General features: G+C 66.4%; 26 protein-coding genes. 10 read left to right on the top strand and 16 right to left on the bottom strand.

Annotated features, from left to right (window positions below; genetic code table 11):
* Positions 1-4 precede the first annotated feature (4 nt).
* A complete protein-coding gene (locus A3OK_RS0108650; RefSeq protein ID WP_018044289.1) occupies positions 5-2,170 on the bottom strand; it encodes a heavy metal translocating P-type ATPase in 2,166 nt (721 codons plus the stop codon).
* Positions 2,171-2,287: 117 nt separating this feature from the next.
* Here A3OK_RS0108650 and A3OK_RS0108645 point away from each other — a divergent pair, with 117 nt between their 5' ends.
* Positions 2,288-2,689, top strand: a complete 402-nt coding sequence (locus A3OK_RS0108645; protein WP_026176009.1) for a helix-turn-helix domain-containing protein — start codon at positions 2,288-2,290, stop codon at positions 2,687-2,689.
* Positions 2,690-2,910: 221 nt separating this feature from the next.
* Here A3OK_RS0108645 and A3OK_RS0108640 read toward each other — a convergent pair whose 3' ends face one another.
* From A3OK_RS0108640 to A3OK_RS24285, 10 genes are all read right to left on the bottom strand, one after another.
* The gene (locus A3OK_RS0108640) at positions 2,911-6,153 is read right to left on the bottom strand and encodes a CusA/CzcA family heavy metal efflux RND transporter (RefSeq protein ID WP_018044287.1); all 3,243 of its coding nucleotides are present in this window, start codon (positions 6,151-6,153) and stop codon (positions 2,911-2,913) included.
* 11 nt (positions 6,154-6,164) lie between these two features.
* Positions 6,165-7,568, bottom strand: a complete 1,404-nt coding sequence (locus tag A3OK_RS0108635; RefSeq protein WP_018044286.1) for an efflux RND transporter periplasmic adaptor subunit — start codon at positions 7,566-7,568, stop codon at positions 6,165-6,167.
* Between the two features lie 144 nt (positions 7,569-7,712).
* Entirely contained in the window at positions 7,713-8,075 is a 363-nt protein-coding gene (locus A3OK_RS0108630; protein WP_238254234.1) for a hypothetical protein, read from the bottom strand.
* A 65-nt stretch (positions 8,076-8,140) separates the two neighbouring features.
* Positions 8,141-8,392, bottom strand: coding sequence for a hypothetical protein (locus A3OK_RS24290; protein WP_192216543.1), 252 nt, complete (start codon positions 8,390-8,392; stop codon positions 8,141-8,143).
* A 138-nt stretch (positions 8,393-8,530) separates the two neighbouring features.
* Positions 8,531-8,788 (bottom strand): hypothetical protein, encoded by a 258-nt coding sequence (locus tag A3OK_RS0108620; RefSeq protein ID WP_018044283.1) that lies wholly within the window; start codon positions 8,786-8,788, stop codon positions 8,531-8,533.
* 429 nt (positions 8,789-9,217) lie between these two features.
* Complete coding sequence (locus A3OK_RS0108615; RefSeq protein ID WP_018044282.1) at positions 9,218-9,475, bottom strand: hypothetical protein; 258 nt, start codon at positions 9,473-9,475, stop codon at positions 9,218-9,220.
* A 99-nt stretch (positions 9,476-9,574) separates the two neighbouring features.
* Complete coding sequence (locus tag A3OK_RS0108610) at positions 9,575-10,903, bottom strand: ATP-binding protein (protein WP_026176008.1); 1,329 nt, start codon at positions 10,901-10,903, stop codon at positions 9,575-9,577.
* On the bottom strand, positions 10,900-11,649 hold the full coding sequence (locus A3OK_RS0108605) for a response regulator transcription factor (RefSeq protein WP_018044280.1): 750 nt from the start codon (positions 11,647-11,649) through the stop codon (positions 10,900-10,902). Before A3OK_RS0108605 ends, A3OK_RS0108610 begins: the two co-directional genes overlap by 4 nt.
* 67 nt (positions 11,650-11,716) lie before the next feature.
* Positions 11,717-12,685: a cation diffusion facilitator family transporter gene (locus A3OK_RS0108600; RefSeq protein WP_018044279.1), complete on the bottom strand. Its 969-nt coding sequence runs from the start codon at positions 12,683-12,685 to the stop codon at positions 11,717-11,719.
* 46 nt (positions 12,686-12,731) lie between these two features.
* Positions 12,732-12,905, bottom strand: a complete 174-nt coding sequence (locus A3OK_RS24285; RefSeq protein ID WP_018044278.1) for a hypothetical protein — start codon at positions 12,903-12,905, stop codon at positions 12,732-12,734.
* 1,142 nt (positions 12,906-14,047) lie between these two features.
* On the opposite strand from A3OK_RS24285, the gene A3OK_RS0108590 reads away from it, so the two are divergent.
* The 3 genes from A3OK_RS0108590 to A3OK_RS0108575 all read left to right on the top strand — a co-directional run bounded on the left by A3OK_RS0108590 (position 14,048) and on the right by A3OK_RS0108575 (position 18,031).
* The gene (locus tag A3OK_RS0108590; RefSeq protein WP_018044277.1) at positions 14,048-14,269 is read left to right on the top strand and encodes a hypothetical protein; all 222 of its coding nucleotides are present in this window, start codon (positions 14,048-14,050) and stop codon (positions 14,267-14,269) included.
* A gap of 591 nt (positions 14,270-14,860) precedes the next feature.
* Positions 14,861-16,531: a hypothetical protein gene (locus tag A3OK_RS0108585; protein ID WP_238254266.1), complete on the top strand. Its 1,671-nt coding sequence runs from the start codon at positions 14,861-14,863 to the stop codon at positions 16,529-16,531.
* A 1,098-nt stretch (positions 16,532-17,629) separates the two neighbouring features.
* Positions 17,630-18,031 carry a hypothetical protein gene (locus tag A3OK_RS0108575; RefSeq protein WP_155911983.1) on the top strand — a complete coding sequence of 134 codons (402 nt, stop codon included), beginning with the start codon at positions 17,630-17,632 and terminating at the stop codon, positions 18,029-18,031.
* Here A3OK_RS0108575 and A3OK_RS0108570 read toward each other — a convergent pair.
* Positions 18,028-18,624, bottom strand: coding sequence for a hypothetical protein (locus A3OK_RS0108570; protein WP_155911982.1), 597 nt, complete (start codon positions 18,622-18,624; stop codon positions 18,028-18,030). The two genes, A3OK_RS0108575 and A3OK_RS0108570, sit on opposite strands and share 4 nt — an antisense overlap.
* Before the next feature lie 247 nt (positions 18,625-18,871).
* Between A3OK_RS0108570 and A3OK_RS0108565 the strand changes: the two genes are divergently transcribed.
* On the top strand, positions 18,872-19,126 hold the full coding sequence (locus A3OK_RS0108565) for a hypothetical protein (RefSeq protein ID WP_238254267.1): 255 nt from the start codon (positions 18,872-18,874) through the stop codon (positions 19,124-19,126).
* 132 nt (positions 19,127-19,258) lie between these two features.
* Here A3OK_RS0108565 and A3OK_RS0108560 read toward each other — a convergent pair whose 3' ends face one another.
* Positions 19,259-19,858 carry a hypothetical protein gene (locus A3OK_RS0108560; RefSeq protein WP_019904513.1) on the bottom strand — a complete coding sequence of 200 codons (600 nt, stop codon included), beginning with the start codon at positions 19,856-19,858 and terminating at the stop codon, positions 19,259-19,261.
* A 64-nt stretch (positions 19,859-19,922) separates the two neighbouring features.
* The gene (locus A3OK_RS0108555; protein WP_238254269.1) at positions 19,923-20,582 is read right to left on the bottom strand and encodes a hypothetical protein; all 660 of its coding nucleotides are present in this window, start codon (positions 20,580-20,582) and stop codon (positions 19,923-19,925) included.
* A 938-nt stretch (positions 20,583-21,520) separates the two neighbouring features.
* Between A3OK_RS0108555 and A3OK_RS24280 the strand changes: the two genes are divergently transcribed.
* From A3OK_RS24280 to A3OK_RS0108530, 4 genes are all read left to right on the top strand, one after another.
* Positions 21,521-21,676, top strand: coding sequence for a hypothetical protein (locus A3OK_RS24280; RefSeq protein ID WP_192216327.1), 156 nt, complete (start codon positions 21,521-21,523; stop codon positions 21,674-21,676).
* Entirely contained in the window at positions 21,676-22,089 is a 414-nt protein-coding gene (locus A3OK_RS0108540) for a hypothetical protein (protein WP_018044274.1), read from the top strand. The genes A3OK_RS24280 and A3OK_RS0108540 overlap by 1 nt, the downstream gene beginning before the upstream one ends.
* A gap of 76 nt (positions 22,090-22,165) precedes the next feature.
* Positions 22,166-22,795: a hypothetical protein gene (locus A3OK_RS0108535; RefSeq protein WP_018044273.1), complete on the top strand. Its 630-nt coding sequence runs from the start codon at positions 22,166-22,168 to the stop codon at positions 22,793-22,795.
* A 562-nt stretch (positions 22,796-23,357) separates the two neighbouring features.
* A complete protein-coding gene (locus A3OK_RS0108530; RefSeq protein WP_018044272.1) occupies positions 23,358-23,822 on the top strand; it encodes a hypothetical protein in 465 nt (154 codons plus the stop codon).
* Positions 23,823-23,825: 3 nt separating this feature from the next.
* Here A3OK_RS0108530 and A3OK_RS0108525 read toward each other — a convergent pair whose 3' ends face one another.
* Positions 23,826-24,368, bottom strand: coding sequence for a metallophosphoesterase family protein (locus A3OK_RS0108525; RefSeq protein ID WP_018044271.1), 543 nt, complete (start codon positions 24,366-24,368; stop codon positions 23,826-23,828).
* Between the two features lie 234 nt (positions 24,369-24,602).
* Between A3OK_RS0108525 and A3OK_RS0108520 the strand changes: the two genes are divergently transcribed.
* Positions 24,603-24,824: a hypothetical protein gene (locus A3OK_RS0108520; RefSeq protein ID WP_238206022.1), complete on the top strand. Its 222-nt coding sequence runs from the start codon at positions 24,603-24,605 to the stop codon at positions 24,822-24,824.
* Here the strand turns inward: A3OK_RS0108520 and A3OK_RS0108515 are convergent.
* Positions 24,806-26,374 carry an integrase arm-type DNA-binding domain-containing protein gene (locus A3OK_RS0108515; protein WP_018044269.1) on the bottom strand — a complete coding sequence of 523 codons (1,569 nt, stop codon included), beginning with the start codon at positions 26,372-26,374 and terminating at the stop codon, positions 24,806-24,808. The two genes, A3OK_RS0108520 and A3OK_RS0108515, sit on opposite strands and share 19 nt — an antisense overlap.
* Positions 26,375-26,476: the final 102 nt, after the last annotated feature.

Here is a 26,476-nt window from a genome sequence, read left to right as displayed (position 1 = left end):
CGGCTCAAGCCCGGAGCAGGCGAAGGGCGTTGGCCGTCACCAGGACGGTCGCCCCGGTATCCGCCAGGATGGCCGGCCATAGCCCAGTGATGCCTGCGAGCGTCGTCACCAGGAACACGGCCTTGAGCCCCAGCGAGATGGCCACGTTTTGGTGGATGTTGCCGAGCGTCGCCCGGGACAGCGCCACGAGGGCGGCCACGTCCGATACCCGGTCGTTGAGGATGGCCGCGTCAGCCGTCTCCAGTGCCGCGTCTGTGCCGCCGCCCATGGCAATGCCGACGCTGGCGGAGGCGAGCGCGGGGGCGTCGTTGATGCCGTCGCCGACCATAGCGACCGGGCCGACCTCCTTCAACGCGCCGATCTCGGCGAGCTTGTCGGCCGGCAGCAGGTCGGCCCGGACCGATAGTCCCAGGCCCTTGGCGATGGCCTCGCCGGTGCGCCGGTTGTCGCCGGTCAGCATCACGCATTCGACCCCAAGCCGGCGCAGGGCCGCGACGCCGGCGGCCGCATCCTGTCTGGGCTCGTCCCGGACCGCCACGACGCCGAGCGCCTCTCCGTCCCGAACCACGACGACGGCGGTCTTGCCGGCTTCCTCAAGGGCCTGCACCGTCGCTTCCGCTTCCGGCGAGAGGCTGGCCAGCGTCGCGGCGTGGCGCGGGGATGCCACCGCGACCGTGCGACCGGCGACCGTGGCCTGGACGGCCTTGCCGGGAACCGCACGGGCATCGCGTACGGGGCGCAGGGGGATGGCGTCGGCCTCCGTACGTTCGAGGATCGCACGAGCGATGGGGTGGCTCGATCCGGCCTCCACCGTCGCCGCGAGCCCGAGCAGGGTGCGATCCGTCATGTCCGGGGCAAATGGGAGGACGTCGGTGACCCTTGGACGCCCTGCCGTGAGCGTCCCCGTCTTGTCGAACGCGACGGTACGCACCCGTCCGATGGTCTCCAGGGCGGCGCCGCCCTTCACCAGCAGTCCCCGCCGCGCTCCGGCGGCAAGACCCGAGGCGATGGCGGCCGGGGTCGAGAGCACGAGGGCGCAGGGGCAGGCGATGAGGAGCAACGCCAGTCCGCGATAGATCCAGGTGCCCCAGTCGGCGCCGAGCAGCAGCGGCGGGCCAAGCGCCGCCAGCGCGGCGACCGCGAAGGCGACCGGGGTGTAGACGGCGCTGAAGCGGTCGATGAACCGGGCGGTCGGCGACTTCGAAGCCTGCGCCTCCTCCACCATGTGCAGAATGCGGGCGACGGTGTTGTCCGACGGCATCCGGGTGACCCTGACCTGCAGGGCCCCGTCCGCATTGACGCTGCCGGCATAGACGGCGTCCCCGACCTCCTTTGGCCGGGGCACCGATTCCCCCGTGATCGGGGACTCGTCAAGGCTCGACGTGCCGTCCGTGACCTCGCCGTCCGCAGGGACGCGGTCACCCGGGCGCACCAGCACGGTTTGGCCGATCACCAGGGAGGCGGCCGGCACCTCGCGCACGACGCCGTCCTCCTCGATCAAACGCGCCGTCTTCGGCACCAGGCCCACGAGCGCCTTGATGCCGGCGCGGGATCGGCCGGCCGCGAAGCCTTCGAGCATCTCGCCGACGGTGAACAGCAGGACCACGACCGCGGCTTCCTCGGCGGCATGGATGGCCAGAGCTCCGACGGTCGCGACCGACATCAGCATCTCGATGGAGAACGGCGAGCCGTTGCGCGCGGCGGCGATGGCCCGGCGTCCGTAGAAGGCGAGCCCAAGGAGCGCGCCGGGCCAGTAGGCGTACTCACCGGCTAGGCCCGGTTGGACCTGATCGAGGAGGAAGCCGGCAGCGAACAGGCCGGCGATGGCCAGAGCCAGCAGGCCCTTGCGACTGCGCCAGACGGACGGCTCCGCCTCCTCGTCCTCAATGGCGGGGATGTCCGCTCCGGTGACGTGCGCACGGGCGAGGTCGGCGGCCGTGGGCAGGGTGGCGACGCCGTAGCCGAGACCAGTGATCCGCTCCTCCAGGTCCGCTCGGGGTGTGGCAGCCTCGTCGAGCACAAGGTCGAGGACCTGGGCCGTGTAGTTAACCCGCACGCCCCCGACGCCGGGCAGGCGCGTCACGGCCGTCTCGATCTTGGTCGCGCAGCTCGGGCAGTCCATGCCCTTAACGCGGTAGCGCAGTGCGGTACCGGCGGGGACCGCACCCATGGTTCCTGGCCCTGACATGGCAAGCTCCGTCGACCTGGGCCTCGTGCCGACGGGTCGGAGAACCTACATGCGCCCTGTAGCAACTACAGGGTCAAGGCCATGGCGCACACATCCTCCATGACCATCGGCGATTTGGCGGCGGCGACGAACACCAGCGTTGAGACAATCCGCTGGTACGAGAAGGTCAACCTTTTGCCGGCGCCGGCGCGGTCGGCGGGCAATTACCGCCTCTACGGTACCGAGCACCTGCGTCGTCTGGGCTTCATCAGACGTGGACGGGACCTTGGCTTCACGCTGGACCAGGTCAGGGAGCTTCTCGCTTTAGCCGACGACCGCAAGCGTTCCTGCACCGAAGTCGATACCATCGCCCGCGCGCACCTGGCGGAGGTCGAGCGCAAACTCTCCGACCTAACCCGGCTTGCCCACGAACTGCGCGACGTTATTGGTCAATGCGGATGCGGGTCGGTCGCCGACTGCCGCATCATCGAGGCGTTGTCCCCCCACGGGGAGCTGTCCTAAGGATGCCTGAGGTTCGTTGGGGTCAGGTGGAAATGCGGCTCCCCACCGATGTGGCAGAGGCAGTAAAGAAGGTACACGCAGGCCGGGACGCCCAGCATCACGAGCCAGAACGTATGCCGGGCCGCTTTACGGACATGCGTCCTGACGTGGCGTCTGCGACGCCCACCCTTAGCGCCCCAGTGAGCCGTGGCTCGACCTAACTTCTTACTCATCCGGCCCTCCTACTCGGCGGCCCGGAGGTGCGGTTGGACCGGCATGGGCCGATCCTTCCTTACGACGATCTTCCCTGCGAACTTGGCGTAGAGGGCCGGCAGGACGACGAGGGTCAGCAGGGTCGCCGAGATAAGGCCGCCGATGACGACGGTCGCCAGCGGACGCTGGATCTCGGCACCGGTCTCGGTCGCCAGCGCCATCGGCACGAACCCGAGGGACGCCACTAGGGCGGTCATTGCCACCGGACGAAGCCGGGTCATGGCGCCCTCCAGGATAGCCTCACGCTGCGGACGCCCATCGGCGATGAGCTGCTTGATGTAGGTCAGCATCACGAGGCCGTTGAGCACCGCCACCCCGGACAGGGCGATAAAGCCAACGGCCGCGGGCACCGAGAACGGCATGCCCCGCAGCCATAGGGCCGCGATGCCACCGGTGAGCGCCAGGGGCACGGCGCTGAACACCAGGAGAGCGTCCCGGGCCGAGTTCAGGGCCGAGAACAGCAGCAGGAAGATCAGGAAGAAGCAGACCGGCACCACCACCATCAGGCGCTGGCGCGCCGAGGCCAGGTTCTCAAACTGGCCACCCCAAGTGACGTAGTAGCCGGCCGGGAGCGAGACCCCAGACGCCACCTTGGCCTGGGCCTCGGCCACGAGCGAGCCGATGTCGCGGCCGCGCACGTTGGCAGTGACTACGACTCGGCGCCGGCCGTTCTCGCGCGAGATCTGGTTGGGGCCCTCTGTTACCGAGAAGCTGGCGACCTGCTTCAGCAGTACGGAGGATGCTCGACCGTTGAGCCCGGGAAGCAGCGGGATCGGGATGTTCTCTAGGGCCTCACGATCCTCTCGCACCTTGTCGTTCAGGCGCACCACGATGGGGAAGCGCCGGTCGCCCTCGAACACCATTCCGGCCTCGCGGCCGCCAATAGCCGCGCCGACGACCTCCTGGATGGCCGATGTGCTCAGGCCGAGGCGTGCGGCCTCGGTCTTGTTGATCTTGATTTCTAGGAACGGCAAGCCAGCAGTCTGCTCGACCTTGACGTCGTCGGCGCCCTCGGTCCCGCGCAGGATCGTAGCGACCTGGTTTGCGGCCTTGAGCATCGGCTCGAACTCCTCGCCGAACACCTTAACCGCAAGGTCGCCGCGGGTGCCGGCCAGCAGCTCATTGAAGCGAAGCTGGATCGGCTGGGAGAACTCGTAGACGTTGCCAGCGAGCGCCCCGAGGGCCTTTTCGATCTGCTCCTGCAACTCGGCCTTGGACAGGTCCGGGTCGGGCCATTCCTCCTGCGGCTTCAGGATGACGAAGGTGTCGGACGAGCTCGGCGGCATCGGGTCAGAGGCGACCTCCGCGGTGCCGGTCTTCGAGAAGACGTAGGCGACCTGGGGGAATCGGCTGATGGCCTGCTCCACCTTCAACTGCATCGCCTGCGACTGCGTCAGGGAGGTCGACGGGATGCGTTGGGCGTTTAGCGCGATGCTCTTCTCGTCAAGTTGCGGAATGAACTCCTGCCCCAGCCCCTTGAACAGGAAGCCGGCGCCGACAAGGAGTACGAGCGCGGCCGCGACGAACAGCATGGGCACGCGTAGGGCGGCCCCGAGGACCGGACGGTAGGCAGCCTTGATCGCCCGGACGAAGAGGTTGTCGGTCTCGGTGACCCGGCCAGTGATGACGATGGCGATCATCGCCGGCACGAAGGTGAGCGACAGGACGAAGGCCGCGACCAGAGCGATGATGACGGTGAGCGCCATCGGCTCGAACATCTTGCCCTCGACCCCGGTGAAAGTCAGGAGCGGCACGTAGACGAGGATGATGATGGCCTGCCCGTAGAGGCTCGGCTTGATCATCTCCTCGGCCGAGGCCCGTACGGTAGCGAGGCGCTCCTCCAGTTCGAGCTTGCGCCCGAGCTCCGCCTGTCTCTCGGCGAGGTGGCGCAGGGCGTTCTCGGTGATGATGACGGCCCCATCGACGATGAGGCCGAAGTCGAGGGCACCGAGGCTCATCAGGTTAGCGCTGATGCGGCCCTGGACCATGCCGGTCATGGTCATCAGCATCGCCACCGGGATGACCAGCGCCGTGACGATGGCTGCGCGGATGTTGCCCAGCAATAGGAACAGGACGACGACGACGAGGGCGGCGCCCTCGGCTAGGTTCTTCGCCACCGTCCGGATGGTGGCCTCGACGAGGACGGTGCGATTGAGGACCGTCTGGACCTCGATACCCGGCGGGAGCGTGCGCCGGATCTCGGTCATGCGTGCATCGACGGCGGCGGCCACGGTGCGGCTGTTCTCGCCGATGAGCATCAGTGCGGTGCCGATGACAACTTCCTGCCCGTCCTCGCTGCCCGAGCCGGTGCGCAGGTCGCGCCCGATACGGACCTCAGCGATGTCGGAGATACGCACCGGCACGCCGCCGCGCGTGGTCACGACGACCGAACCGATGTCCTCCATGGTCTCCAGGCGGCCAGCGGCGCGCACGACGTAGCCCTCGCCGTTGTCCTCCAGGTAGCGCGCACCCTGGTTGGCGTTGTTGGCTTCCAGCGCACGGCCGATGTCGGCGAATGACAGGTCGAGGGCGGTCAGCCTCATTGGATCGGGCTGGACATGGTACTGCTTCTCGAAGCCGCCGATGCCGTCGACGCCGGCCACGCCCCGCACGGTCTTCACCTGGGGACGGATGATCCAGTCCTGGACCGTGCGCAGATAGGCTGTGCGTTCGAGCTCTGTCCTCAGCCTCTGGCCCTCGGGGGTAAGATAGCTTTCGTCCGACTGCCAGCCGGGCTTACCGACGGGCGAGACCTTGCGCTCCCCGGGCTTCGCGTAGTGCACCGACCACATGTAGATCTCGCCGAGCCCGGTCGAGATTGGCCCCATGCGCGGCTCAACCCCGGACGGCATCGCCGCCTCAGCCTCCTGAAGGCGCTCAGCAACCTGTTGGCGGGCGAAGTAGATGTCCGTCGTCTCGGAGAAGACGGCAGTGACCTGGGAGAACCCGTTTCGTGAGAGCGAGCGGGTGTATTCCAGCCCCTTGATGCCCGCGAGTGCCGTCTCGACCTGATACGTGATGATTTTTTCGATATCGACCGGCGACAACGAGGGCGCCGTGGTGTTGATCTGGACTTGGTTGTTGGTGATGTCTGGCACCGCGTCGATGGGGAGCTTGGTCAGCGAGAACACACCGAACCCTGCCGCCAGCAGCGACAGAAGCACCACGAGCCAGCGCTGGTGGACAGAGAAGTCGAGGATCTTCGAGATCATGATGGCCGCCCTCAGTGCGCGTGGTCGGCTTCGGCCTTGCCGAGCTCGGCCTTCAGGACAAAGGAGTTGGCCACAGCGACCTCTTCCCCGGGATTGAGGCCGGTAAGGATCTCGAAGGCGTCATCGTCGGCCCTGCCGAGAGTCACGTCCCGGCGCTCGAAGCCCTCCGGGGTCCGCACGAAGGCGACCTTCTCGCCGCCGATGGTCTGGATGGCGGACTTGGGCAGCCGCACCTTGACCTTGTCCTGGGCGATCTCGACCTCGGTGGTGACGAAGGTGCCGGGCCGCCAGGCCATGTCCTTGTTCGGCAGGGCGACGATGACCCGAGCCGAGCGCGTCTCCGGGTTGAGGATGGGACTGACGAACACCACCTTGCCCTCGCCGCGGGCGGCGGCGTCGCCGACGATGGTCACCTTGGCACCCTCGCGGACCTTCGAGAGTTCGGTGGTCGGAACCGCGAGCTCGATCCACACCGAGGACAGGTCGGCGACCGTGTAGACGTCGGCCGGGTCGCCTTCCTTGCCCACGGCGGTGCCGACGTCGACCTTGCGCTCGACCACCCGCCCGGCGAGGGGTGACTTCAATTCGTAGCGGCGTAGGCTCGACAGGTTCGGCGTGGTCTCGTCCTTCCTGGCGGACGTCGCCACCTCGGCGGCGTTCAGGCCAAGGGCCGACAGCTTCTGGCGCGCGAGATCGACCCTGAGCGTCGCCTCCGAGTAGGCGGCCTTCGCGTTCAGGAATGCCGATTCCGCGGAGATCCGCTTGTCCCAGAGGGCCTGCTGGCGGTCGAAGTTCGTCTTCTCCAGGTCAGCCTTGACCGTCGCGGTGAGGAAGTCGCTCTTGGCCTCGGCGACCTCGCGGCTGTCGAGTACGGCCACGACCTCGCCCTTGGCGACCTCCTCGCCGAGGCGCTTGCGCATTTCGGACACGGTGCCGACGACCCGCACGGGAACGCGTGCGATCCGGTCGGCGTCCTGCGCGATGGTGCCGGGCACCAGCAAATGGCGCGAGAGAATCCCGCCCTCGACCATCGCCAGCTCGATGTCCTGCTCGGCGGCCTGCTCGGCCGTCATCTTGATCTTGCCCTCGCCCTCCTCGTCGTGGCCGTTCGCCTCGCCCTCGGCGTGCTTGTGGCCACCGGCTTCGGGCTTGGCCTCTCCCTCGGAGTGCTTGTGCTCGCCGGAAGGCTTGGGCTCGCCGTCGGCATGCTCGTGGCCATGGTCGCCGTGACCGTGCCCATCGTCGGCTGCGGGTGTCACCGGCCTGGTAACGGCCGCATTGGTTGGGGGCGTCGCCCGGGCGTTCGTGAGGCCGGCGGCCGCGAGGGCGCCCTGCACGACCTCGGACACACGGGGGAAGGCACCGCCGATGACGATGCCGATGGCCAGGAAAGCCACGGAAAGGAATGCACGCATGGGAATGGGCCGGGTTCCGACCGGGACGTCGCACGGCCGCTTAGGCGGCGGGAAACGGTCCCGTACTGGGTATTTCGCGAATTAGAGGCAGCCGTGACCCGTGTGGGGCCGGCCGGGACGCGCCACGGACGTGGCGGCGTCGCCTCAGGCGCGAGGCGGCCTGGGTTGGCGGTCGGGCGAGACCGATCCGATGGGTGTGGTCACGGTCGCGTAGGAGGCACGCCCCGTCCCGCGGGGCGGTAGGGCCGGCGTCCCGTCGACGCTGAGTGCCTGATGGCAGCCGCAGGTGGCATGGCAGGCGGGGCAGGCATCGGAGTGATCGACGGCGGCTGCCAGGGTTGGTGCGGACACGGACAGTTCGTGACCAACGGACCGGTGGGCCTCGGCGGAATGGATCGCGCCCGGGACGACGAGCGCCAGGACCAAGACGAGCGAGAGCACTCGCACGGTGGTCGCCCACCAGCCGCGCATCGTCTCGTAGGCCCTGATCCGAGGTCCCGTGGTCATGGTCGCCTTATGAACGATTCAGGGCCACCCGTACATGCCGGATGGCCCTTTGGCAGGGTCGAACCTTAATAGTCGTCGTGGTGATGGTGGTGGTGCCGGCGCTCGCCGTAGTACCGACGTTCCCCATAGAACGCCCGGTCGCCGTAATCCCGATGCGGACGGTGGATGACGACATCATCGTGGTCGCCATGATGGTAGCGGTCGACGTGGACGTCCCCGCCGCGCCGGTCGAAGTCGCCGCCATAGTATTGGGCGGACGCGGCGGCCGGGGCCAGGATCAGGCCGACGGCGACCAAGGCTGGAATGCGAACTCGCATGGCTCGTTCCTCAAAGGGGTATGCCTCAAGATGGGCGCGCCGAGTTGAACGAAGCCTGAAACAGCCGTTCATGGAAGCGTGGATGAAGATATCCGGGACGCCGTGAAACAGGTTCACGAGATCCCGGATCGGCAGAACTCAGTGACGCTCGATGATCGTCGTGCGACGCTCGCCGCCGTGATGGTCATCGTGGTGGTCGTCATGGTGGTGATGCTCGCGCACGACCTCGCGGTGTTCATGGCGGTCCCCGTGATGCCCCTCGCCGTGGCGCTCACCATGACCGTCGCCATGGACCCTGACGCCGCCCGGGCCGACATCGATGTGCTGCGCAAGGGCCGCGACCGGCGAAAAGGCCAGGGTCACGATGGCGGCGATGGCTCCGAACTTGGTCTTCATGTTGAGGCTCCCTCTCTCGAATACTGCGCAGGAACGTACGGATCGAGAAAACCGATCCGAATGCTCCCGGTGAAATTCGGGAATATTTGGCAAGGGAGTTCGTGCGACGCGGGATCGTGTGCGCGAAACGACGATCCTGCAGGGCGGCACCCACGCGGGTTACGGCATGGAAGCGCAACAGCTCTTCGTGGTCGGGCGGAGACTGGAAGGACCACGGGAGGGGTGCCCGCCCCGGCACGAGGCCGAGGCGGGCGGTTCACGGTACCGAGGAGGGCACTACCGTACCGTGAAGCCGTCGGGCGGGAGCGGACCGGTCATCCCCCGCCAAGGGCGTAGCCTATGCCGACGGCAAGGAAGGCGAAGACGACCAGGAGGGGAAGCGTACGCATCGGTGCATCCTCCCGGCCTTCCGAGGTCAGCGTCGTCCGCTCACTTCTTGCCGTGGGAGTGACCGTGGGCGTGCCCATCCTTGTCGGAATGGACGGGCTTGCCGTCCTTGCCGACCTCGCGGGCCTCGCTCTCGCGCGGGTCGTCGCGATGGGCCGGGCCACCGGCCACGCCGCCGGTGTTCGGCACGGAGCGCTCGGGATTGTTCGCGTTCCCATGCCCGTCCTCGGCGGCGTAGGCGGGAGCCGAGAGGCCTGCTAGTAGGCCGAGGGTGAGAAGGGCGGCGATGGTACGCTTCATAATTCTGATCCCTGGGGTTCGGCAGCCGGTGCGGCCGCTTCGAGACCTGAGATAGCGACCCTGTTTTACACCCGGACGCCTGGTTCGTGACGAAGTGTGTCAGCGACCGGCGCGCGGCAGGGAGATCCGGACCCGAAGGCCGCCTCCCGACCGATTGGATAGGGCGATGCCGCCTCCCTCCGCCTCGACGATCCGGCGCGCGATGGTCAGGCCGAGGCCGGTGCCGCCGGTGTTGCGGTTCCGCGACGCTTCGAGGCGGGTGAACGGCTCGAAGGCGCGGGCGACCTCTTCAGGCGGGATGCCTGGACCATCGTCCTCGACGGTGAGCACCAGCTCTTCCGGCTCCACGTCGAGCGAAATAAAGGCGCGGGTCCCGTAACGCACGGCGTTGTCGACGACGTTGTCGAGCGCGCGTCGCAGCGCAACTGGGCGCACCGTCGCGAGTGCGCGGCCAGGGCCCGCATAGGCGACCTCGCGGCCAGCGTCCGAGGACGTGTCGGCGATGCTCATGAGGACGCTCGCGACGTTGGCAACCTGGCGCGGCTCCGGGTCCGCGTCGCCCCGAAGGTACGCCAGGGTCGAATCGACCATCGCCTGCATGTCGTCGAGGTCCGAGCCCATCGCCCGGATCTCGCCGCCCTCGGGCAGCCCGTCGAGGCGGAGGCGAAGCCGCGCGATGGGGGTGCGCAGGTCGTGGGAGACGGCCGCCAGGGCCTGGGTCCGTTCCGTCACCAGCCGATGGATGCGGTCCTGCATCGCGTTGAGGGCCCGGGCGATATCGCGGGTCTCGTCGGGGCCGGCTTCCCTCACGGGGACCACCTTTCCGTGCCCGATTTCGGCCGTAGCGCGGGTGAGGTCGCGCAACGGTCCCGCGATCCGGTGCATCAGAACGACGGCGGCGACACCGACGAGGATGGCCATCGCCGTCGCGAGGTAGGCCCACGATCCGAGCCGTGCGAGGCCGGGTGCATGGGCCGAGCGGAAGGTCAAAAAACTCCCGTCCGCCAGGGCGAGCGCACCGCCCAGGTCCTCCTGATGAAGGGCCTCGTGGCCACTGTCCATCGCGAGTGCGAGACCGGGTTCGAGGCTCGGCTCCGACGCGATCATCCGGGACCTGAGCGACCACATCGCCGGGTCGCCGGCCCTGTCAGGGAGCAGGGTCGAGGTCGGCGACCATCCCAGCTCGAAATGCGCGGACGACAGGGCCTTCGCCTCGGCGTCGCGTTCGGTCTGTGGGCGGCGGAGCACCGCCTCGCGCGCCAGGGTAAGCTGGTTGGCGACCTGCCGCGCGAACGCATCGTCCGCCGCGGCGGTCGCGGATTGCCGATAGAGAAGCAGTGCCCCGCCGTGGACGGCGAGGATGGCCAGGAGCAGGACTGCGACCGTTCGGGCTTCCAGGCTGCGGGCCAAGGGTGCCAGGCGTCTCAAGCGCGCTCAACCTTCGAGGCGAGCATGTAGCCGGCCCCGCGCACGGTCTTGATGACCGGAGGCAGGCCCTCGGGCGGTTCGAGCTTGCGCCGCAGGCGGCTCACCAGGGTGTCGACGCTGCGATCCGTGGGGGACCCGAGCCTGGCACGGGACAGTTCGAGGATCATCTCCCGGCCCAGCACGCGCCCCGGGTGTTCGAGGAAGACGAGGAGGAGGTCGTACTCGGCGCCGGAGAGGTCGACGGCCGCCCCCTCGGGATCGACGAGCGAGCGGCTGCGCATGTCGAGCCTCCAGCCTGAGAAGGAGAGCACCTCGGATACCGGGGACGAGGGCGACGAGGGTGCCATGGAGGCGCGGCGCAAGACGGCACGGACACGGGCCAGGAGCTCGGGCCGGCCGAAGGGCTTGGCCACGTAGTCGTCGGCCCCAAGTTCCAACCCAAGCACCCGGTCGGCCTCCTCGTTGCGGGCGCTGACCATGATCACCGGCACCGTGCTCCTCGCGCGCAACGCCCGGAGCAGGTCAAGGCCCGAGGCCCCGGGCAGCATCACGTCAAGCAGGACGAGGTCGACGCCACCGGCAGGCAGGAGGCGCCAGAATTCAATGGCGCTTCTGCAACCGGTGACACGATAGCCCGCCTCGCGGAGAAGGCGGGTGACCAGCAGACGCAGGCCGTCGTCATCCTCGACGAGGAGGACGTGTTCCGAACCATCGGAACCCGCGTTGCCCCCGTTTTCGTGGATCAACGATTCCTCCGTCCTGCAATGGGCGTCACCGTTCCGTCCGCGGGGGCATTCATACACCCGATGCCGGTCAAACGACGTGGGCGGGTGCGAGGATGCAGGCGGTGTCGCTGCTGGTCTCCACCTGCAGGGTGGTGTGGCCGATGCCGAACCGTTCCTTGATGCCGACGGCCGTTTTCATGAGGAACTCGTCGTCGGGCCGGCCGCCAGGCATTAGGAGATGGGCGGTAAGGCATGTCTCCGTGGTGCTCATCGCCCAGATATGCAGGTCGTGGAGTGACGCGACCCCCGGAAGTCCTTCGAGGTGGCTGCGGACGGCGTCGGGGTCGATGCCCGGCGGGACGGCGGCGAGGGATAGCGTGAGGCTGTCGCGCAGGAGGCCCCAGGTGCTCCAGACGATAATGAAGACGATGGCGAGGCTGACGACGGGATCGAGCCAGGTCCATCCGGTGTAGAGGATCACGAGGCCGGCAATGACCACCCCGGCCGAGACGGCGGCGTCGGCGACCATGTGCAGGAACGCGCCCTTGATGTTGATGTCCCCCTTGGCACCAGAGGCGAACAGCCAGGCGGTGATGCCGTTCACCAGGATGCCGACCGCCGCGACGATCATCACGGTCTTGCCGGCGACCGGGGCGGGCTCGCCGAAGCGCTGGATCGCCTCCCAGGCGATGGCGCCAACGGCCACCAGCAGGAACACCGCGTTGAACAGGGCCGCCAGGATCGAGGAGCCCTTCATCCCGTAGGTGTACCGCGCGCTCGGGGCGCGCTTGGCCAGCACCGTCGCGATCCACGCCACGACGAGACCGAGCACGTCCGAGAGGTTGTGTCCGGCATCGGCCAGCAGGGCCATCGAGTTCGCCAGCACCCCATAAGTGGCCTCGATGGCGACGAAGCCCACATTGAGGGCGATGCCAATTGCGAACGCCTTCCCGAAGCTCGCCGGGGCGTGGGAATGCCCGGGATGGTCATGGGTCGCATGGGCCTCATGGTCATGCGACCCGTGGTCGTGACCGGCGTGTGCGTCGTTCGTCGTCATGGTCGTCCTGTAGCGGTCTTCGACATTCAACGGGTTTGACCGGGGCTCACTTGGCCGGTGCGGGGAGCGTCGCGACGGCGTCTCTCTGGTGCTCGGTCCAGGCCTGCTGAAGAATTTGGATTGAGGAAGTCACGAAGATCTCGGCCATCACCGCCGCCACGATCAGGTCGGGCCACGCCATGACGGCACCCTTTAACCTTAGAGCCGCGACGACGATCATGAGTAAAGGTCCGCCCTCCGCTAGGTAGGCTTGCACTCGATTTGCGCGCCGTGAATTTTGGGGAGGCTCCTACGTGGCGGGCAGGAGGCTCGTTTTTGGAACGTCGGTCGCATCGCCGCAGCCGGCAGTTGGTGATGATGGTGAAGGGGGACGGCGACCGAGGTCTGTAAGTCGTCTGGATGTGCCCGCACGAATGGCGGAAGGGTATGGTGCTGCATCCTCGGCGGGGGCGGTTAAGGGCCAGTTTCAAAGAGCCGTGTGCCCACACTATGGAATCGTCAGAACCGCCTGTCGACGCCAACATACACCCTTTATTGACGTCGGCGGCTGACCTGGGCGCATACTGATGTAGCCAGGGTCATCGATCTCAGCCGCTTGTTCTGCCAGATCGTCCCGAGCCACTGTTTCTAGCAGCCGTCGATAAAATCAGATGTCACAGGGTTCGATCACTGGCTGGATGAAGCGCAAACCTGCGGTGTCTGCATGGCGGAGAGCGTCGCTGCCGGCATCACTTAGCACGGAGACGCCATTCTGTCCGCGCTGATACCGCTTTGGAGCAGCAGGCAGGTTGAAGGCACATCACCTTTCTCACCTGAAGGGATTCGAGATCAACCGCCCTACCGAGCAAGCCAACCGACACCGCCTATATCGAGTTGTTCAACGGCCGCCCACGGGGAGAATGTCTGAACGCCTAGTGGTTCCTGTCGTTGACGGATTAGCGCGAAAGCATCGACGAATGGTGGCGCCAATATAACAAAAATCAACCTCACACGACCTCAGATAGCTTAACGCCAAATAATTCGGTGTCAATCATTTACATCTCGATTAATTTTATCCAGATCAGAAGAGGAACAGAGCTAATCTAAAGTTATGTCGGTCTATAGTTGCACTTTTTCCACCATATTGAGACAAGCCGTTCTAACCCTTGTTTGCCAACCTAACTACGTGCCCCCACCAGGGCGCCGCCGCCTGCGACTAGATGACAAGGTTAGCACCTCATAAAGAAAACAATAGATTTTTACACGTTACCTGACATAAGCTCTTTAGATGCATCTGATACATAGGGCGAAGTTTCATCCAGGTCATGGAGGCGCCGGAAAAGCATAACTAGGCCCAAATTCGGGCCAGGAGGACCCCTGGGCATGGGAAGTGAGCCCGCAGTGCAACGGCCGCGCGACCGCTTTACCGACGACCTGTTCAACCCCGACGGGCTAAGTTACGCCAATGTCGAAGAACAGATCAAAGCCGAGAAAGAGGCAGCCCGGCAGGCCGCAAAGGCTAGGAAGCTTGAGCGTGCACGCGAAGTCTACGCGCGCAATCGTCTGATCCGCCTCGCGGCGGCGGCGGCGGCGGCGGCCGACTGAAAAGAGCAAGCCCGGCAAGCTGTAAAGCTCGCCGGGCTTTTTCCATGCCTGCAGGGCGGCGGCATCGCCTGTCTTGTCACGACTTAGCGACCATCGAACGCTTCAACGGCCGGTTTATGAGCTGTCGAAATCACCCCCCCCTTGGGGTCCCTTCCTTGGGCGGCTTGCTCGATTCGTATTTCCCCGATGGTGTTCATGGGTAAGCCGTGGAGATTGATGGACCTCCCATGGGAGCCCTCAAGGATCATGGCATCATCCCATATTTATTTGCATACCCCGCCAAGGCTCCTGGATGACCGCCAGGGCATACCCGAACACCCTGGGTCTCAGAGTGAAGGCAGACTGAAACTCATGGGCGTGTCATGGGAGAAAACGGACTTCGTATGGGCAAGACATGGGAGGAGGTAGGGTAAGTCTCGCGTTAACCTCAGGCGTTAAGGCTAGGCCCCTGTGAACACTGGTTAAATGCCTAAGCTGGGGGCACGTTTCGAATGTGCGGGCTCGCAGAGGTGCCGGGCCGCGCACGGTCGACACCATGCGGATAAAATGCCCCCCCGAACCAATCGCCCCCCCCAGGGGCATGACTTCCCCTTGGACTTCCATTGGAGGACCAAGCCTGCCTTCATCGCCGCCGCCGGCGTCAGCCTGATAGGCCACCCCCGGGCCCTTGAGGCCCGGAACTCTATAATGACGAGCCTCGTCCGCGCCGCCCTCGCGGGCCAGGGCGGCTGGGTCTCATACTCGCGGTCAAAAAGGTTCTACGAGCCCCTGTCCCGGTACGAAGGGACCGCGTACACGTACGACCGGGTCAAGGCGGCGGTGCAGGAGCTCCTGGACCTCGGCTTGATCGAAGAAGAGCGTGCGCTCCCCGGGCCCGCCTCGCACGGCTGGCAGTCACGCATGCGGGCTACCGACCGGCTCATCGCCGCCTTCAACGACTGCCCTTTCGAGCATGTCGGGCCAAGGGAGGTCATCGAGCTCCGGGACGTCGACGGCGAGCGCATGGCGTACACTGACACGGACAACACCCGGCGCCTGCGCAAGGTCATGGAAGCCCGCAACGAGGCCGCCAGCGCCATCCGCATCGAGATGCCCGAGGGCGACGGATGGCTCCACACGCCGGGGCACGTCCGCGCCCGGTCCGAGAAGACCGGCGGCTGGGTTGGCCTTCGCCCCACGCCAGCGCCCATCATGGTCCGGATCTACGGCCGCGGCCGGTGGGACATGCACGGGCGCCTGTACGGCTGGTGGCAGCAGCTCCCCCAGGCCCGACGCATCGAGCTCCTCATCAATGGCGAGGTGGCGTTCGAGGAAGACTGGAGCGCCTGTCACCCTAGGCTCCTCTACGCCATGGCCGGGAAAGTCCCCGTCGGCGAAATCTACGACGTGGACGGGTACGACCCGAGGCACGTCAAAGCGGCGCTCCTCACCGTCATGAACACGAGGACGACCTACGGCGGCATCCTGTCTCTCATGAAGCGGGAAGAGGACAGCCCAGGCGAGTGGCCGCACTCCCTCGACTACACGAAGGGCTTGATGAAAGCGGTCACGCACCGGCACGAGCCCATCGCCCATTTCCTCGGGGCCGACATGGGGGTCCGCCTGATGCACATCGAGAGCGAGATGTGCGTCGAGGTCCTCAAGAAGTCCGAGAAGGAGAACATACCGGCGCTGCCGGTGCACGATTCTTTCGTGACGCAGGCCTCGAAGGGGCCCCGAGTGACCGCCATCATGGCCGACGTCATGGATGCGACGTGCGCCGAGATAAACCCCTGTCAGACCTCAAGAAAGAGGGGATTCACCCCACATATGGGAGCGCGGGGTGCGCGGGCGGTTGGTTCCGGGTGTTGCGTGGGTTCTTCCGCCTCCGCGTCTCCTGAGGTCGTCAAGACTGAGGCGGTCTCCGTTCCTGTCTCGCCCGTGGCTTCTCCTACCCCTCGGCCCTTGCGCTGGGACCCGGCGGAGAGGCTTGAGGCGATGATCGCGTACCAGATCAAGACCGAGAGGATCTTGATGTCTGAGGAGCGGTGTGAGGGGATTTTCGAGGCATGGGAGCGGCGAGAGGCTAACGCTCGTGCAATCGCGAAATCGGTATGTGCGTACGAGAACGAAGCCGGAATTCGTGCCTTCCCGACGCACATCGTCCCCGACCGTATCGGTCCCAAGACAGCCTCCCTCAAGCGGGGGCGTAGCCCGAGGAAAGCTGGTTCCACGGTCAGGGGCCGGAGGCCTCGGGGATGCCTCAGTGAGGTCAGGGCGTAGCCTTCAGGATAGCCTCAGGGATAGGGGCCGGAGGCCTTAGGAGAGCCTCGTAGGATAGGGGCGTAGCCTCTAGGGTCACCCTATACCTTGCGGGGGCCGGAGGCCTCAGGAGAGCTTCCCAAGCTGTCAGGGGGGTAGCCAACCGAGATGACATTTTCCTTGTCAGGACCGTAGGTTACGTCGCTTCTCCCCTTGTACAATTCGTCTGAATTCGCTATCTTTTAGCTGTCTCCGCATGGGACGGGCGTTGCACCTCAACCCCCGAAACCCCGTCCCCCGCACCACGGAGGACGGGGTTTCTCGTTGTGGCTTGCCAGGGTCGAGCGCACCCTATGAGCATGTCCGCCGGCATCCCCTTGAACCCATCCCTCCCTGCCTCGAAGGCGACCCGTCGTGATGCGGACCGGGCGAGGAAACGCGCCGCCCGTCAGGCCCTTCGCGAGGCAGGCGCGCCTGACCCTCGCCAACTCGATGCGGCTATCGTCGACGCCCTTCGGGACGTTCTCCTGGCCTGCGCCAACTCGGTCGGGAACCGACCGGGGGAGCCCCTGGTGGCTAGCGTCGTGGATGCCAGGGAGGTCCTCCGCCTCGCCCTACGGGGTCTCCGGGGACGCGATAGCGGTGGCGTGCCCCTTCAGACGGAGGCGATACGTGCGGCCTTGGTGGCTCGTCTCGCGCCCCCTCAAGACGGGTCAGGGGCGTAGCCCAAGGGCATCCCTATGCCCAAGGGATGATCCGCACTCCGTCCCTCACCCCTGCACGATTTCATGCAGGGGCATGCCCGTTGGCGGTTTCGATGCCCTGCGTACCCGGAGGCCTCGGAGGGCCTGGGATCGTCCGTTGCACGGCCCCGGGGCAGGATCCCTCCCGTGCGCTGGTCCGTACTGCGTCGCCCTCCCTGACCCCTCCTAGGGGGGCGACGGGAGGGCATCCCCTTCCCGGACAGCCGGTGACAAAGGGCGAGATAGGGGGGGTGGAGTGGGTCCCTCCTGGGGGGAGGCGAAAGCAGGAGTCGCGGGTCCGTAGGCTGGCCCGGCATACACCGGAAATTTTTGGGTACGCACCCCGCATACCGCCTGGATGATCAGAGGGTTACGGGTGCGCACCGACGTCCGTCTTAGGTACGCAGAGATCCAGTCCGCACCCGTGCGTACCTTGCGCGGCTACGACCGCAACGCGCGTACGCACTCGGACAGTCAGATCTCCCAGATCGGAGCCGCAATCGAGCGCTTCGGTTTCACGCAGCCTCTCCTTGTGGACGAGCACGACGTGGTCATCCTCACTGACGGCAGCCAGGACGTCCGGACGCTCATATACCTGGCGCACGACAATCTGTTGGGCATCCCGAATTCCAACAACGCGCTCTATCTGTTCGTGGCCACGCGCGACGAGGGCGAGACGTGGTTCTCGACGTCGGTCAATAATGGGGCCGGGACAGGCCCCCCAGTCAACGTTCAGATGTCCTCTTGGGCGGGGATGCACCCCCTTTTCCCGACCTAGCTCCCCAGTCCATCGAGGCGACGCGAGACGATCCCGGGGGCCCCGGACAGGGCCTCCTCCACGAGGTCGTAGAATGGCAACCGCGGCTTGTACCGGGCCTCCTCGACTATGAGCGCCAGGATCTGCGTCTTGCCGTTGCGCCGTCGGATAAGGGCCGGGGGCTTGTCCGGCCGGAGCTTCACCCATCTCACGCCGGGCTGCTGCATGACGCGCTGGACGTATCCGCGGGGCAGGTTTCCGTACGCATTCCGGGGAGCGTCTTTCCCGGGGATCAACGGTCCGAGCTTGGTCGTCGCGTAATCGCCGGCTTTCCGGACCCCACCGAATATCTCAAGGGCGAGGTACCGCGCCTGAAGCGGGAGGACGTCAACCTCGGCCTCGACGTCCCGGCCCCCCGGGCGGGCCTTCCTCACCCCGATCGCTTTCATCGTGAATGGGGTTGGCTTGTCGAGGTGGATGGGCAGTGCTTCGGTCACGTGAAGCCGGGCGGCCTCCGCCAGGGCGTTCACGCTGTCCACGAGCGCCGCTCGGATGTCCGCCGGACCGAGCTCGTCGCGTTCTGGGGGGTCGATTTTGATGGTTACCTGCAGCATGCCGGCATGCTCGGACCGCCGCGTGAAACCGACGAGCCTGCCGCGAAACCGGGTGCCCGCGTCCACTTGGATTTTCGATGCATTGCCTAGGAGTAACGGGTACGTCGCCCCCCTATTGCCTGAGCAATCCTCGGACACGTCCCAGGCAACCAACGCCCAGGGAAACGGTAACCCTGGCGTGACGATCGTCTTGCCAGGGCGATCTGGAGCTGAATCTATGGGTTCCTGGGCGGACGGGGAGACCACGATGAGCAGGCAGACCGACAACTTCCACAACGGCATGCACAGCGGCATGATGGCGGTCGGCGTGGCTCTCGTCGCGGGCCAGCGTGCGCGTCGTGAGGCGCAGGCTTGGGCGCAGGCAGACGCAGATGCGGAGAGCGCCGTCCACCGCCTGGGCCAGGCCCTCATGGCATCCCGTCGTCGGGAAGCGGAACTCGCACGTGATCTCGCCGCGGCTCAAGCGGAAATCCGCGCCCTGCGTCTCGCCCGCCGTCAGTGAGAAATATTCCGTGGGGGGGGTTGTGCCTTTCCCCTGCGGGCCAGATTCGGCCTATTTGCGGACCATTTGCGGACCACGAAAAAAGGGCCCGCCGGGATGACCGGCGGGCCCTTCGCATTGAGGGGGCAGGGGTCAGGCCACCTTGCGGCGGCGGTCCCTCTCCATCGCGAGATTTACGAGCTCGGCGATGGCGACGTCTTCCGGGTCGTCCGAGAGCGGACGCGTCCACGTCCATTCTGCGGATGTGTCCGCAGCCGGTGCGGATGTATCCGCATTCGCGGCCGGGGCCACTTCACGGGGGGCGGGTCCCGTGAGGGACGGCAGGCCGTCGATCAGGGTGCCCGACACGTGGGCCTCAGCCTCGTGCGGCAGCGATGCCGCGAGCGTCACGAGCTCGGCATGAGACAGGCCCCGGGCCCAGGCCAGGACGGGCTCGGGGAGGGTGGACGTGTCCGCGGCCGGCCCCCCAGCGACGAGGTGCCGGGCGTAGGAAACGAGAGGCACGCCAACCTGGTGGCGGGGAGCGGGGCCCTGATAGGGAGCCGGTGCAACCGCAGGGGCAGGCGCATCGAGGTACGCCGCGGCCGCGTCCGTAGCGGGCAGGACGGGGGTCGTGACACCCGTCGCGGACCGGACCGCACGGAGGACCCAGCGGCCACTCTCGAAGATGAGGGCGAAGACGGTGGCGATGGCGGCTGCGGCGAGGGCGGCGATACGGGCGAGGAAGCTCATGGGCGGTGGTCCTGTGCTGGGGGGTGACGATCTCGATTGTCCGGGTCGCCTCGCAATCGACAAATCAGACCGTGGCGAAGATGCTCTCGACCATCGTCCGGGGCAGTTGCTTGTGGTGCACACGGAGCAGCCGGAGCGCGTGACTCGCCTGAGCGACGTCGAGCTCCGGCAGTGCGTCGAGGACGTGCCCGTCGATTGTTGTCGATTTCGACCATCCAATATCGTTGCGCGTCGTCGCCCAGTCCGCGTCCTCTCGGGTAATGAGACGGACCCCTTCAAGAGCCAGGGACCTCACTTCGGGACGCTCGGCCAGGGCCCGCTCCCCCTCGTGCACGGTTGCTAACTTGACCTCGGACCGCGCGACGTTCTTGCCCGCGCGTTCGACGAGGGACAGCAGTCGCATCGCGTCGGCGACGTCCAGGTCCGGGCGCTGGAGGAGGCCCTGAGCCTCATCGACGTCGACCCGGCGGGCCCAAGACCACCTTCGATCTTTTAGGGACCGCGTCGCCTCGTCCCGTGCCCGGTCGATAAGGTCAGCGATCCTCTGCCGTTCCGCGGCCGCCGCTGCGGCCCGGGTCGCCTCCCTGGCGGCGACCCGGGCCGGGATGCCGTCGATTGCGATTTGGACGGCGTCCAGGTCGTGATCGGGCGCCTGCCAGAACAAAAGGTCACGCCCCTCACACGTGAGGCCGAGAGCTGAGAAATCAGTCACGCCCGCGGCCATCGCCTCCTGGCACTCGGGCGTCCGGACGGCTCGGCTGCGGTACCGCATGCCGCCACGCGTGTAGTGCAGCTGCCCGGACTGCCACTCCAGTCCCCACCAAGCGGGCGGCTGCACATAGGGGTGGGGCGGCGTCGTGTGGGGCATGAGCGATCCTCGAATCTGCGGATCTGAGTAATGTAGCAATCGTATTTCGGATCGCAACAGAAACCGTCGAGGCTCTTTCGACAACACCGCACGACGATTTCGACAACGATTTGAACAACACGGTGTTGTTGAAACTGTTGTTCAAATGGCATCTAGCCTAAAGCTATCGCCCAGGTTGTATAACATCAAAGGCATAATTTACGTGGACCTGGAAATTCTCGTATGGGTTGCGATATAATGTTCTCGGCGGATTCGCGGAGGACAAAATGGATGGTGGAATTAACGGAAGCGGAGGTCAGGCTGTTGCTTCGCGGGGCATGCCGCCGGGCGGGGTCGCAGGACGCCTGGGCACGCCAGACGGGGCTGTCCCCGCAGCACGTTTCGGACGTCCTGCTCGGACGGAGGGAGCCGGCCGGTCAGGTCCTGAGAGCGCTGGGGCTCTCGCGCAGGGTCCGGTACGTCGAGACGGCCGCCGGGGACCCAAGCGCTACTGCAGGATCCCCCGAGCCCGGTGCGAGGAGTACCTCAACGACGGTCTGACCTATCGCGAGATCGCCCGCGTCGAGGGGTGGGACGAGAAGACGATTGCGGTGCACTGCAGGGGGCTCGGGCTCACATCCCAGCCACGCCAGCCAGTTGTCACGCTCTTAGACGTCGAGAGCGCGCGTGAGGGACGGGAGACTGTCCGAGAAGTCGCGGACCGCCTGGGCGTCACGATCCAGGCCGTGCACATCTGCGCGTACCGGAACGGCACCAGGATCCCGCGGCGTCCCTCACGTCTCGACTACGAGACAATGAGAAGGGTAATCCTCGCGCACGCCCCGCTCTCGCAAGCCGCCCTGGAATTGGGCGTCACTCCCGAGACGCTCTACCGGCGCGCCGGCCAACTTGGTCTGCCCGGCGACCGCCGCGGCCGGACGCTGCTCCGCCGCCGGGAGGGGGGGGTCTGATGTGCGATCTCATCGAGAACCTGCAGAACCTCGGGATCGCCCAGGTCCGGGCCCGCCTGACCCAGGCACGGGCCGCCGCGCAGGCCCTGATCGACGACCCGGCGCTCCCGGAGATCCGGCGCGAGCATCTCGCGGTTGCGCTGGATGACGCAGATGCCCGCCTGCTCGACATGGCCCGCAACATCCTGTTCCACCTCGCCGGCGAGATCGAGGCCGCGGGCGAGCCCGTCGAGGAACGCGTTGACCTGGACGCAAACAGGTCACCCGAGGAGCGTGCGGTGGTCGTGGGGATCCTCGACGATCTCCTTGCCGAGGATGGCCCGTCCCCCGATCCGGTCGCGTCCGGGATGCCTCGGCCTCTGCCGCCGCCGCCGCTTCCGCCGGGAGCCCGGGGCGCACCCACCAGAATCTAGACGCCGCATTTCGAGGCCTGGGCGCCCGGCTAGGGGCGCATTTCCCGCAGCCCTTTCACCGACAGGACCACGCATCATGCGTATCAAGACCTTCGACCACCGGCCCGTGCAGGCCATCATTCGCGGCTCGCTCGACCGCTGCTTCGACAACCGCTCGAACGAGTACCGGGCCGCCGTCATCATGGAAGGCTTGTTTGAAGCCGGCTTCGAGATCGTCCCGAAAGCCAGGCCTGCGGCCGCTGCGTTCAATTCTCTTGGGGCGATGCCCGTGAAGGTGGTCGTATTCGAGGAGCCCGACGACGTTTCTGAGGCCCCAACCCTTGCCCCCAGGGATGTCCACACCCTGCCGGGCGGCCGCAAGGCCTCTGTCATGACGCTCAACGAGAAGCGCATCCTCCAGGCTATTGCCCAGGAGAGCTGGGCAAGGCTCTCGACCCGCGAGTTCGAGACGTACAAGCAGTGCCTCAGTGATTGGTCGGAGGGCGAAGCATCGGGTCCCCGCAGCGGCTACCACGAGGCGCTCGCTCTCATCCGTGCCGGTGAGACGTCCGCGGTCGCCATCGCTGCGGCCCTGGGGGGTGACGGGCGGACGGGTGAGGAGGGGGACGTTTGGGCACTCTACGATGCCCGTCACCGCACCCGGGCACGCTACGATTACAAGGCCGACCCCGACCTGCAGCGGCCCATCAACGCCGCCCAGGGTTAGTCATCTATGACCCTGGGCGCTCGCATTTGAGCGCCCAGGGAGCCGCCTTGGTTCAGAGCTTGATCGTAAAACTGGCATGCTCTGAAGCGGAACGCAAACGCACATGCCCAAGACTAATATGTATCCGTATGTTTACGACCCGAGTTACACAAAATACATTTCCAGATATTGGACGCCACCAAGGGTTCAGAAGAAAGCGGAGTGGCAAAACGCTTGCCGAAACGCGTTCTCGGGCCTCGATATCGCGGACCGCGAGTTCGTCCGTGCATCTGCTTTTATATTATCTGATAAAGACGATTCTTGGACCAAGGGTCGCCTGAGACATCGATTCAATCGTCTGCGAGTACGTATAACTACATTGAGAAGTGAATTTGTACGTTTGTATCCTATGACATTCTACCATGGTATACAGAACTGTCCATGGCGGGAGCGGCATTCACTGACACGCCCGCTGGAAGGGCCGGAGCGGCGCCTGAATTTAATTTGCAGGCTCGCACTCCCCGGTTTGTCGAGATGGCTCGGCCGGCCTCTGCGGTACGTCATTGAAAGCGGCAGGCATCACATGCCCGGCGACGCGTGTGTGTGGCCCGACATCATTTGCATCGTCCCCGGCCCGGGGTTCCTTACCGTCATTGTCCGCCGGGGCCTGCATCACCCCCCGCCGTCGAGCACGATCTATCCGATGTCGGCCGTCGGTCCCCAGGAGGGCAGTGACGGCGTATGGCTCGCAAGGGGTTCCTGGATCTCGAAACGACATCGCGACCGGCCGCCGACGGAGGGCTGGTTTGCCTGGTCATACGTGCCCGGTCCGAGCGGTGAAATCGAATTTCTCGTGCAGGGCGGCAGTGCGAAAGTGGCGCTCCGTCGATTTTGGGCGATCTACGATGCGACTGTGGTCGTGCCCACCTGGCATGGCAAGACGCCAGCGGACAGGCACCTGGCCTGGCTCCCTCCCGAGCCAGCCCCCCTCGACCTGACCGCCGAGGACGAGGAGGCCCTGGAGGGGCTAGAGGGCATCTGTGTGTAGCTGTCACCGTGTGAGGACGCGTTCCTCCGGCTGCGTGTCACTCGCGGCCATGCGTTCGAGGATCTGGCTGAGGGTCACCGGGCGGTACGACCACACGTCGACCCCGACATCCTGTGACTGGGTCGTGCCGGGCAAGAGCCCATGCGTGTGCCCGAAGAGGTGGAGCGACCCCCGATAGGCACGCGGCCACGAACGCATGGGGTAGTGGCAGAGCACGACGTGGCGGTCCTCGACGGAGATCTCCCTGATCCCGTCGTGCTGCTCCGCCCAACCGAGCTTGCGATTCTTGCGGTCATGATTCCCGGCGATGAGGATCTTGCGGCCGTTCAATCTCCGGAAAATCTTGCCGGCATACTCGGGCGTCGAGAGCGCGAAATCGCCGAGATGGTAGACCGTGTCCCCGGGCTGGACGGTCGAGTTCCAGGCCTCGATGAGCATCGCATCGTGCTCCTCTATACTGGCGAACCCAGGGCGCAGACCATGAAGAATTGAGGCATGCCCGAAATGGGTGTCCGCAGTGATGAAGTTGGCCATGACGGCCTCCATAAAATGGAGGCCGGCGCGCGCGCTCAGGTCCTCCTCAGGTGACGGGAAGGGGGGCGAATGCCCGGGTTTTTCGCGACATGGGGGAGGCCTCGGGGGCGGGGTGAATCTGGACGATCGCAGCTCGCCGAGAGGTGGGCAAGCGCGACGTTTGCGCAGGGTAAAGAAATCCCTGGCCTCAATTTGGGATCGACTCCCGGCCTCGTTTGTTCTTCATTCGTTCTCATGAGCGAATCGATGGAGACAGTCGTGGACGAGATGGAACGCGCCTATCTGGATGCCTGCGACGGTGACGCGCGGGATGCCCTGCGCCGGGCCCTGGGCGATGCCCTCCAGGAGCTCGCGGCCGTGGACCGACAGGTCAGCCGGGGTTTCGTGCGGGCGGGCAAGCCAGCGGATCTCGCCCGCAAGCTGGGACCTGAACGACGCGCCCGGCAGGGTCAGGGGGCGGTTGGCTGAGCCCTCCCGGGGCCTCGCTTCGTGCGTTCCCTCGTGACCGGTGCCGGCAGCGCGGCCAGCGCGGCCCGCTCGTTCTCGTAGGCCTCCAGCACCGCATCGACCCACAGGGCCATGCCCTCCGACTTGAGGGGTATCCGTTGGCTCCGGTCGTAGTGAAGGCGCGTGACGGCGGAGCGGCGGTCGCGCTCGTCCTCGGTCACTCCGGCCTCGTGGTCCAGGATCGCGGACGCGGCCCCGCCCAGGCGATGGTCCGAGAGGAACGTCGTGATCGCCCGGCGGACGTCATGCAGCGTCCAAGGCCGGATGCCGTGGATCCCGAAATAATCGACCAGCGGCCGCGCGGTGACCGTCGACCCCGTCACCTTCTTCCCCCGCAGCCGGTAGAGGAGCGCGTTCAGGGCACCCTGGCCGACATGGCCGTCCCCCCGGATCGACGGGAAAAGCCAGCGATTCGTCTCACGGTCGGGATCCTCGGCAAGCACCCGGTCGATCACGTACCAGGCGCCCGGGGGGAGGGGGAGCACAAACGGGCGATCTTCCTTCATGACCCCGGCGCTCCATGTCACGGCGCGCCAACCCGGTCCCGGCACGCCGGCGTCCTCGGGGATGGGGGCAACGTCCAACCGTGCGGTCTCCGCGACGGCGCCCGTGCGCTGGCCCGTGAGGACAGTGAACCACAGCATCGCTAGAGTGCCCGGCGCGGTCGCGTGTTCCGTCTGACCGAGTGTCCGGTATCTCTCCGCGACGGCCAGGGTCCGGGCGAGCTCGTCGATCTCGGGCGCGTGCCTGCGCTTGCTCGGCTTGTATCGGATCGTCCACTGGTCTCGCCAGAGCGGCCACTTCTCAGTCGCCTTCGCCATGCCGGACACGCCGCTATGGTTCGACCAGGCCCAGTCGAGCATCTCCCGTCCCTGGCGTACGGCCCGGGCGGCCGCGCTGCGCGAGTTCGCGGCGATGATCTCGTTCCGGATACCCTGCAGGTCGGTGGCCGTGACCTCACGGACGGGGCGGCGGGCGATCCGGTCGAATGCCTTGTGGCGCAGGTACGAAGCGTATGCGGGGAAGTACCCAGGGTCGAGGTCCGGCCGCTTCTCCTCAAGGAACAGATCGACGAGGTCCCGCCATTCCCACGGGCCGTGCCGCCGCCGGTCCTCGTCGCTCTGCCGTTCTACCTCCACCGGCCAAGCCGCGTCCGCCGAGGTCTCGTGGTCGCCGCCGGTCGTGACCATGGCATGCGCGTAGACGGCGACGTCCTGCCGGGGGTCCCGCCCATCCTTCACGTCCAGCCGGGCCCGGGCGGCCGCCTCACGCGCCGCGGCGACCGAGACGGAAGCCATGTCCCCGAGGCGGAGGGTCGACATGCGGAGCTTGAGGATCCAGTTGCCGGCCGCCGGCGTCACGCGGAGCACGAGCCCCGGGAAGGCGTCGTCGCAGAAGTCGATCCCGCGGCCGGGGACGGTCCCGCTATCGATCATCCGGCGCGCCTTCTTCAGGTGCTCCGCCGTCAGCCGCGCCCGCTCCCGTGCGTATGTCCCCCGCGATGCCGCCATGTCCGTCTCCGTGGATACCGCATGGATACCGCACGTCCGAAACGCGGCCGCAAGAGTCCCCGGGAACGGTCCACCGGGAAAAGCCATGCAGGATTAACGGTT

The organism is Methylobacterium sp. 77, from assembly GCF_000372825.1.
Lineage (GTDB): Bacteria > Pseudomonadota > Alphaproteobacteria > Rhizobiales > Beijerinckiaceae > Methylobacterium.
This window is presented reverse-complemented; position numbering and strand designations above follow the sequence as displayed.

What these genes read in the sequence shown, in the direction of transcription:
- A3OK_RS24285 (WP_018044278.1), bottom strand. Translation starts at nt 12,905, where the DNA reads ATGATCGTCGTCGCGGCTCTAAGGTTAAAGGGTGCCGTCATGGCGTGG.
- A3OK_RS0108520 (WP_238206022.1), top strand. Translation starts at nt 24,603, where the DNA reads ATGGAGACAGTCGTGGACGAGATGGAACGCGCCTATCTGGATGCCTGC.
- A3OK_RS0108555 (WP_238254269.1), bottom strand. Translation starts at nt 20,582, where the DNA reads ATGGCCGCGGGCGTGACTGATTTCTCAGCTCTCGGCCTCACGTGTGAG.
- A3OK_RS0108620 (WP_018044283.1), bottom strand. Translation starts at nt 8,788, where the DNA reads ATGAAGACCAAGTTCGGAGCCATCGCCGCCATCGTGACCCTGGCCTTT.
- A3OK_RS0108515 (WP_018044269.1), bottom strand. Translation starts at nt 26,374, where the DNA reads ATGGCGGCATCGCGGGGGACATACGCACGGGAGCGGGCGCGGCTGACG.
- A3OK_RS0108590 (WP_018044277.1), top strand. Translation starts at nt 14,048, where the DNA reads ATGGGAAGTGAGCCCGCAGTGCAACGGCCGCGCGACCGCTTTACCGAC.
- A3OK_RS0108630 (WP_238254234.1), bottom strand. Translation starts at nt 8,075, where the DNA reads ATGACCACGGGACCTCGGATCAGGGCCTACGAGACGATGCGCGGCTGG.
- A3OK_RS0108560 (WP_019904513.1), bottom strand. Translation starts at nt 19,858, where the DNA reads ATGAGCTTCCTCGCCCGTATCGCCGCCCTCGCCGCAGCCGCCATCGCC.
- A3OK_RS0108535 (WP_018044273.1), top strand. Translation starts at nt 22,166, where the DNA reads ATGCGTATCAAGACCTTCGACCACCGGCCCGTGCAGGCCATCATTCGC.
- A3OK_RS0108600 (WP_018044279.1), bottom strand. Translation starts at nt 12,685, where the DNA reads ATGACGACGAACGACGCACACGCCGGTCACGACCACGGGTCGCATGAC.
- A3OK_RS0108645 (WP_026176009.1), top strand. Translation starts at nt 2,288, where the DNA reads ATGACCATCGGCGATTTGGCGGCGGCGACGAACACCAGCGTTGAGACA.
- A3OK_RS0108540 (WP_018044274.1), top strand. Translation starts at nt 21,676, where the DNA reads ATGTGCGATCTCATCGAGAACCTGCAGAACCTCGGGATCGCCCAGGTC.
- A3OK_RS0108650 (WP_018044289.1), bottom strand. Translation starts at nt 2,170, where the DNA reads ATGGGTGCGGTCCCCGCCGGTACCGCACTGCGCTACCGCGTTAAGGGC.
- A3OK_RS24290 (WP_192216543.1), bottom strand. Translation starts at nt 8,392, where the DNA reads ATGCGAGTTCGCATTCCAGCCTTGGTCGCCGTCGGCCTGATCCTGGCC.
- A3OK_RS0108565 (WP_238254267.1), top strand. Translation starts at nt 18,872, where the DNA reads ATGAGCAGGCAGACCGACAACTTCCACAACGGCATGCACAGCGGCATG.
- A3OK_RS24280 (WP_192216327.1), top strand. Translation starts at nt 21,521, where the DNA reads ATGAGAAGGGTAATCCTCGCGCACGCCCCGCTCTCGCAAGCCGCCCTG.
- A3OK_RS0108570 (WP_155911982.1), bottom strand. Translation starts at nt 18,624, where the DNA reads ATGCTGCAGGTAACCATCAAAATCGACCCCCCAGAACGCGACGAGCTC.
- A3OK_RS0108635 (WP_018044286.1), bottom strand. Translation starts at nt 7,568, where the DNA reads ATGCGTGCATTCCTTTCCGTGGCTTTCCTGGCCATCGGCATCGTCATC.
- A3OK_RS0108640 (WP_018044287.1), bottom strand. Translation starts at nt 6,153, where the DNA reads ATGATCTCGAAGATCCTCGACTTCTCTGTCCACCAGCGCTGGCTCGTG.
- A3OK_RS0108615 (WP_018044282.1), bottom strand. Translation starts at nt 9,475, where the DNA reads ATGAAGCGTACCATCGCCGCCCTTCTCACCCTCGGCCTACTAGCAGGC.
- A3OK_RS0108525 (WP_018044271.1), bottom strand. Translation starts at nt 24,368, where the DNA reads ATGGAGGCCGTCATGGCCAACTTCATCACTGCGGACACCCATTTCGGG.
- A3OK_RS0108530 (WP_018044272.1), top strand. Translation starts at nt 23,358, where the DNA reads ATGCCCGGCGACGCGTGTGTGTGGCCCGACATCATTTGCATCGTCCCC.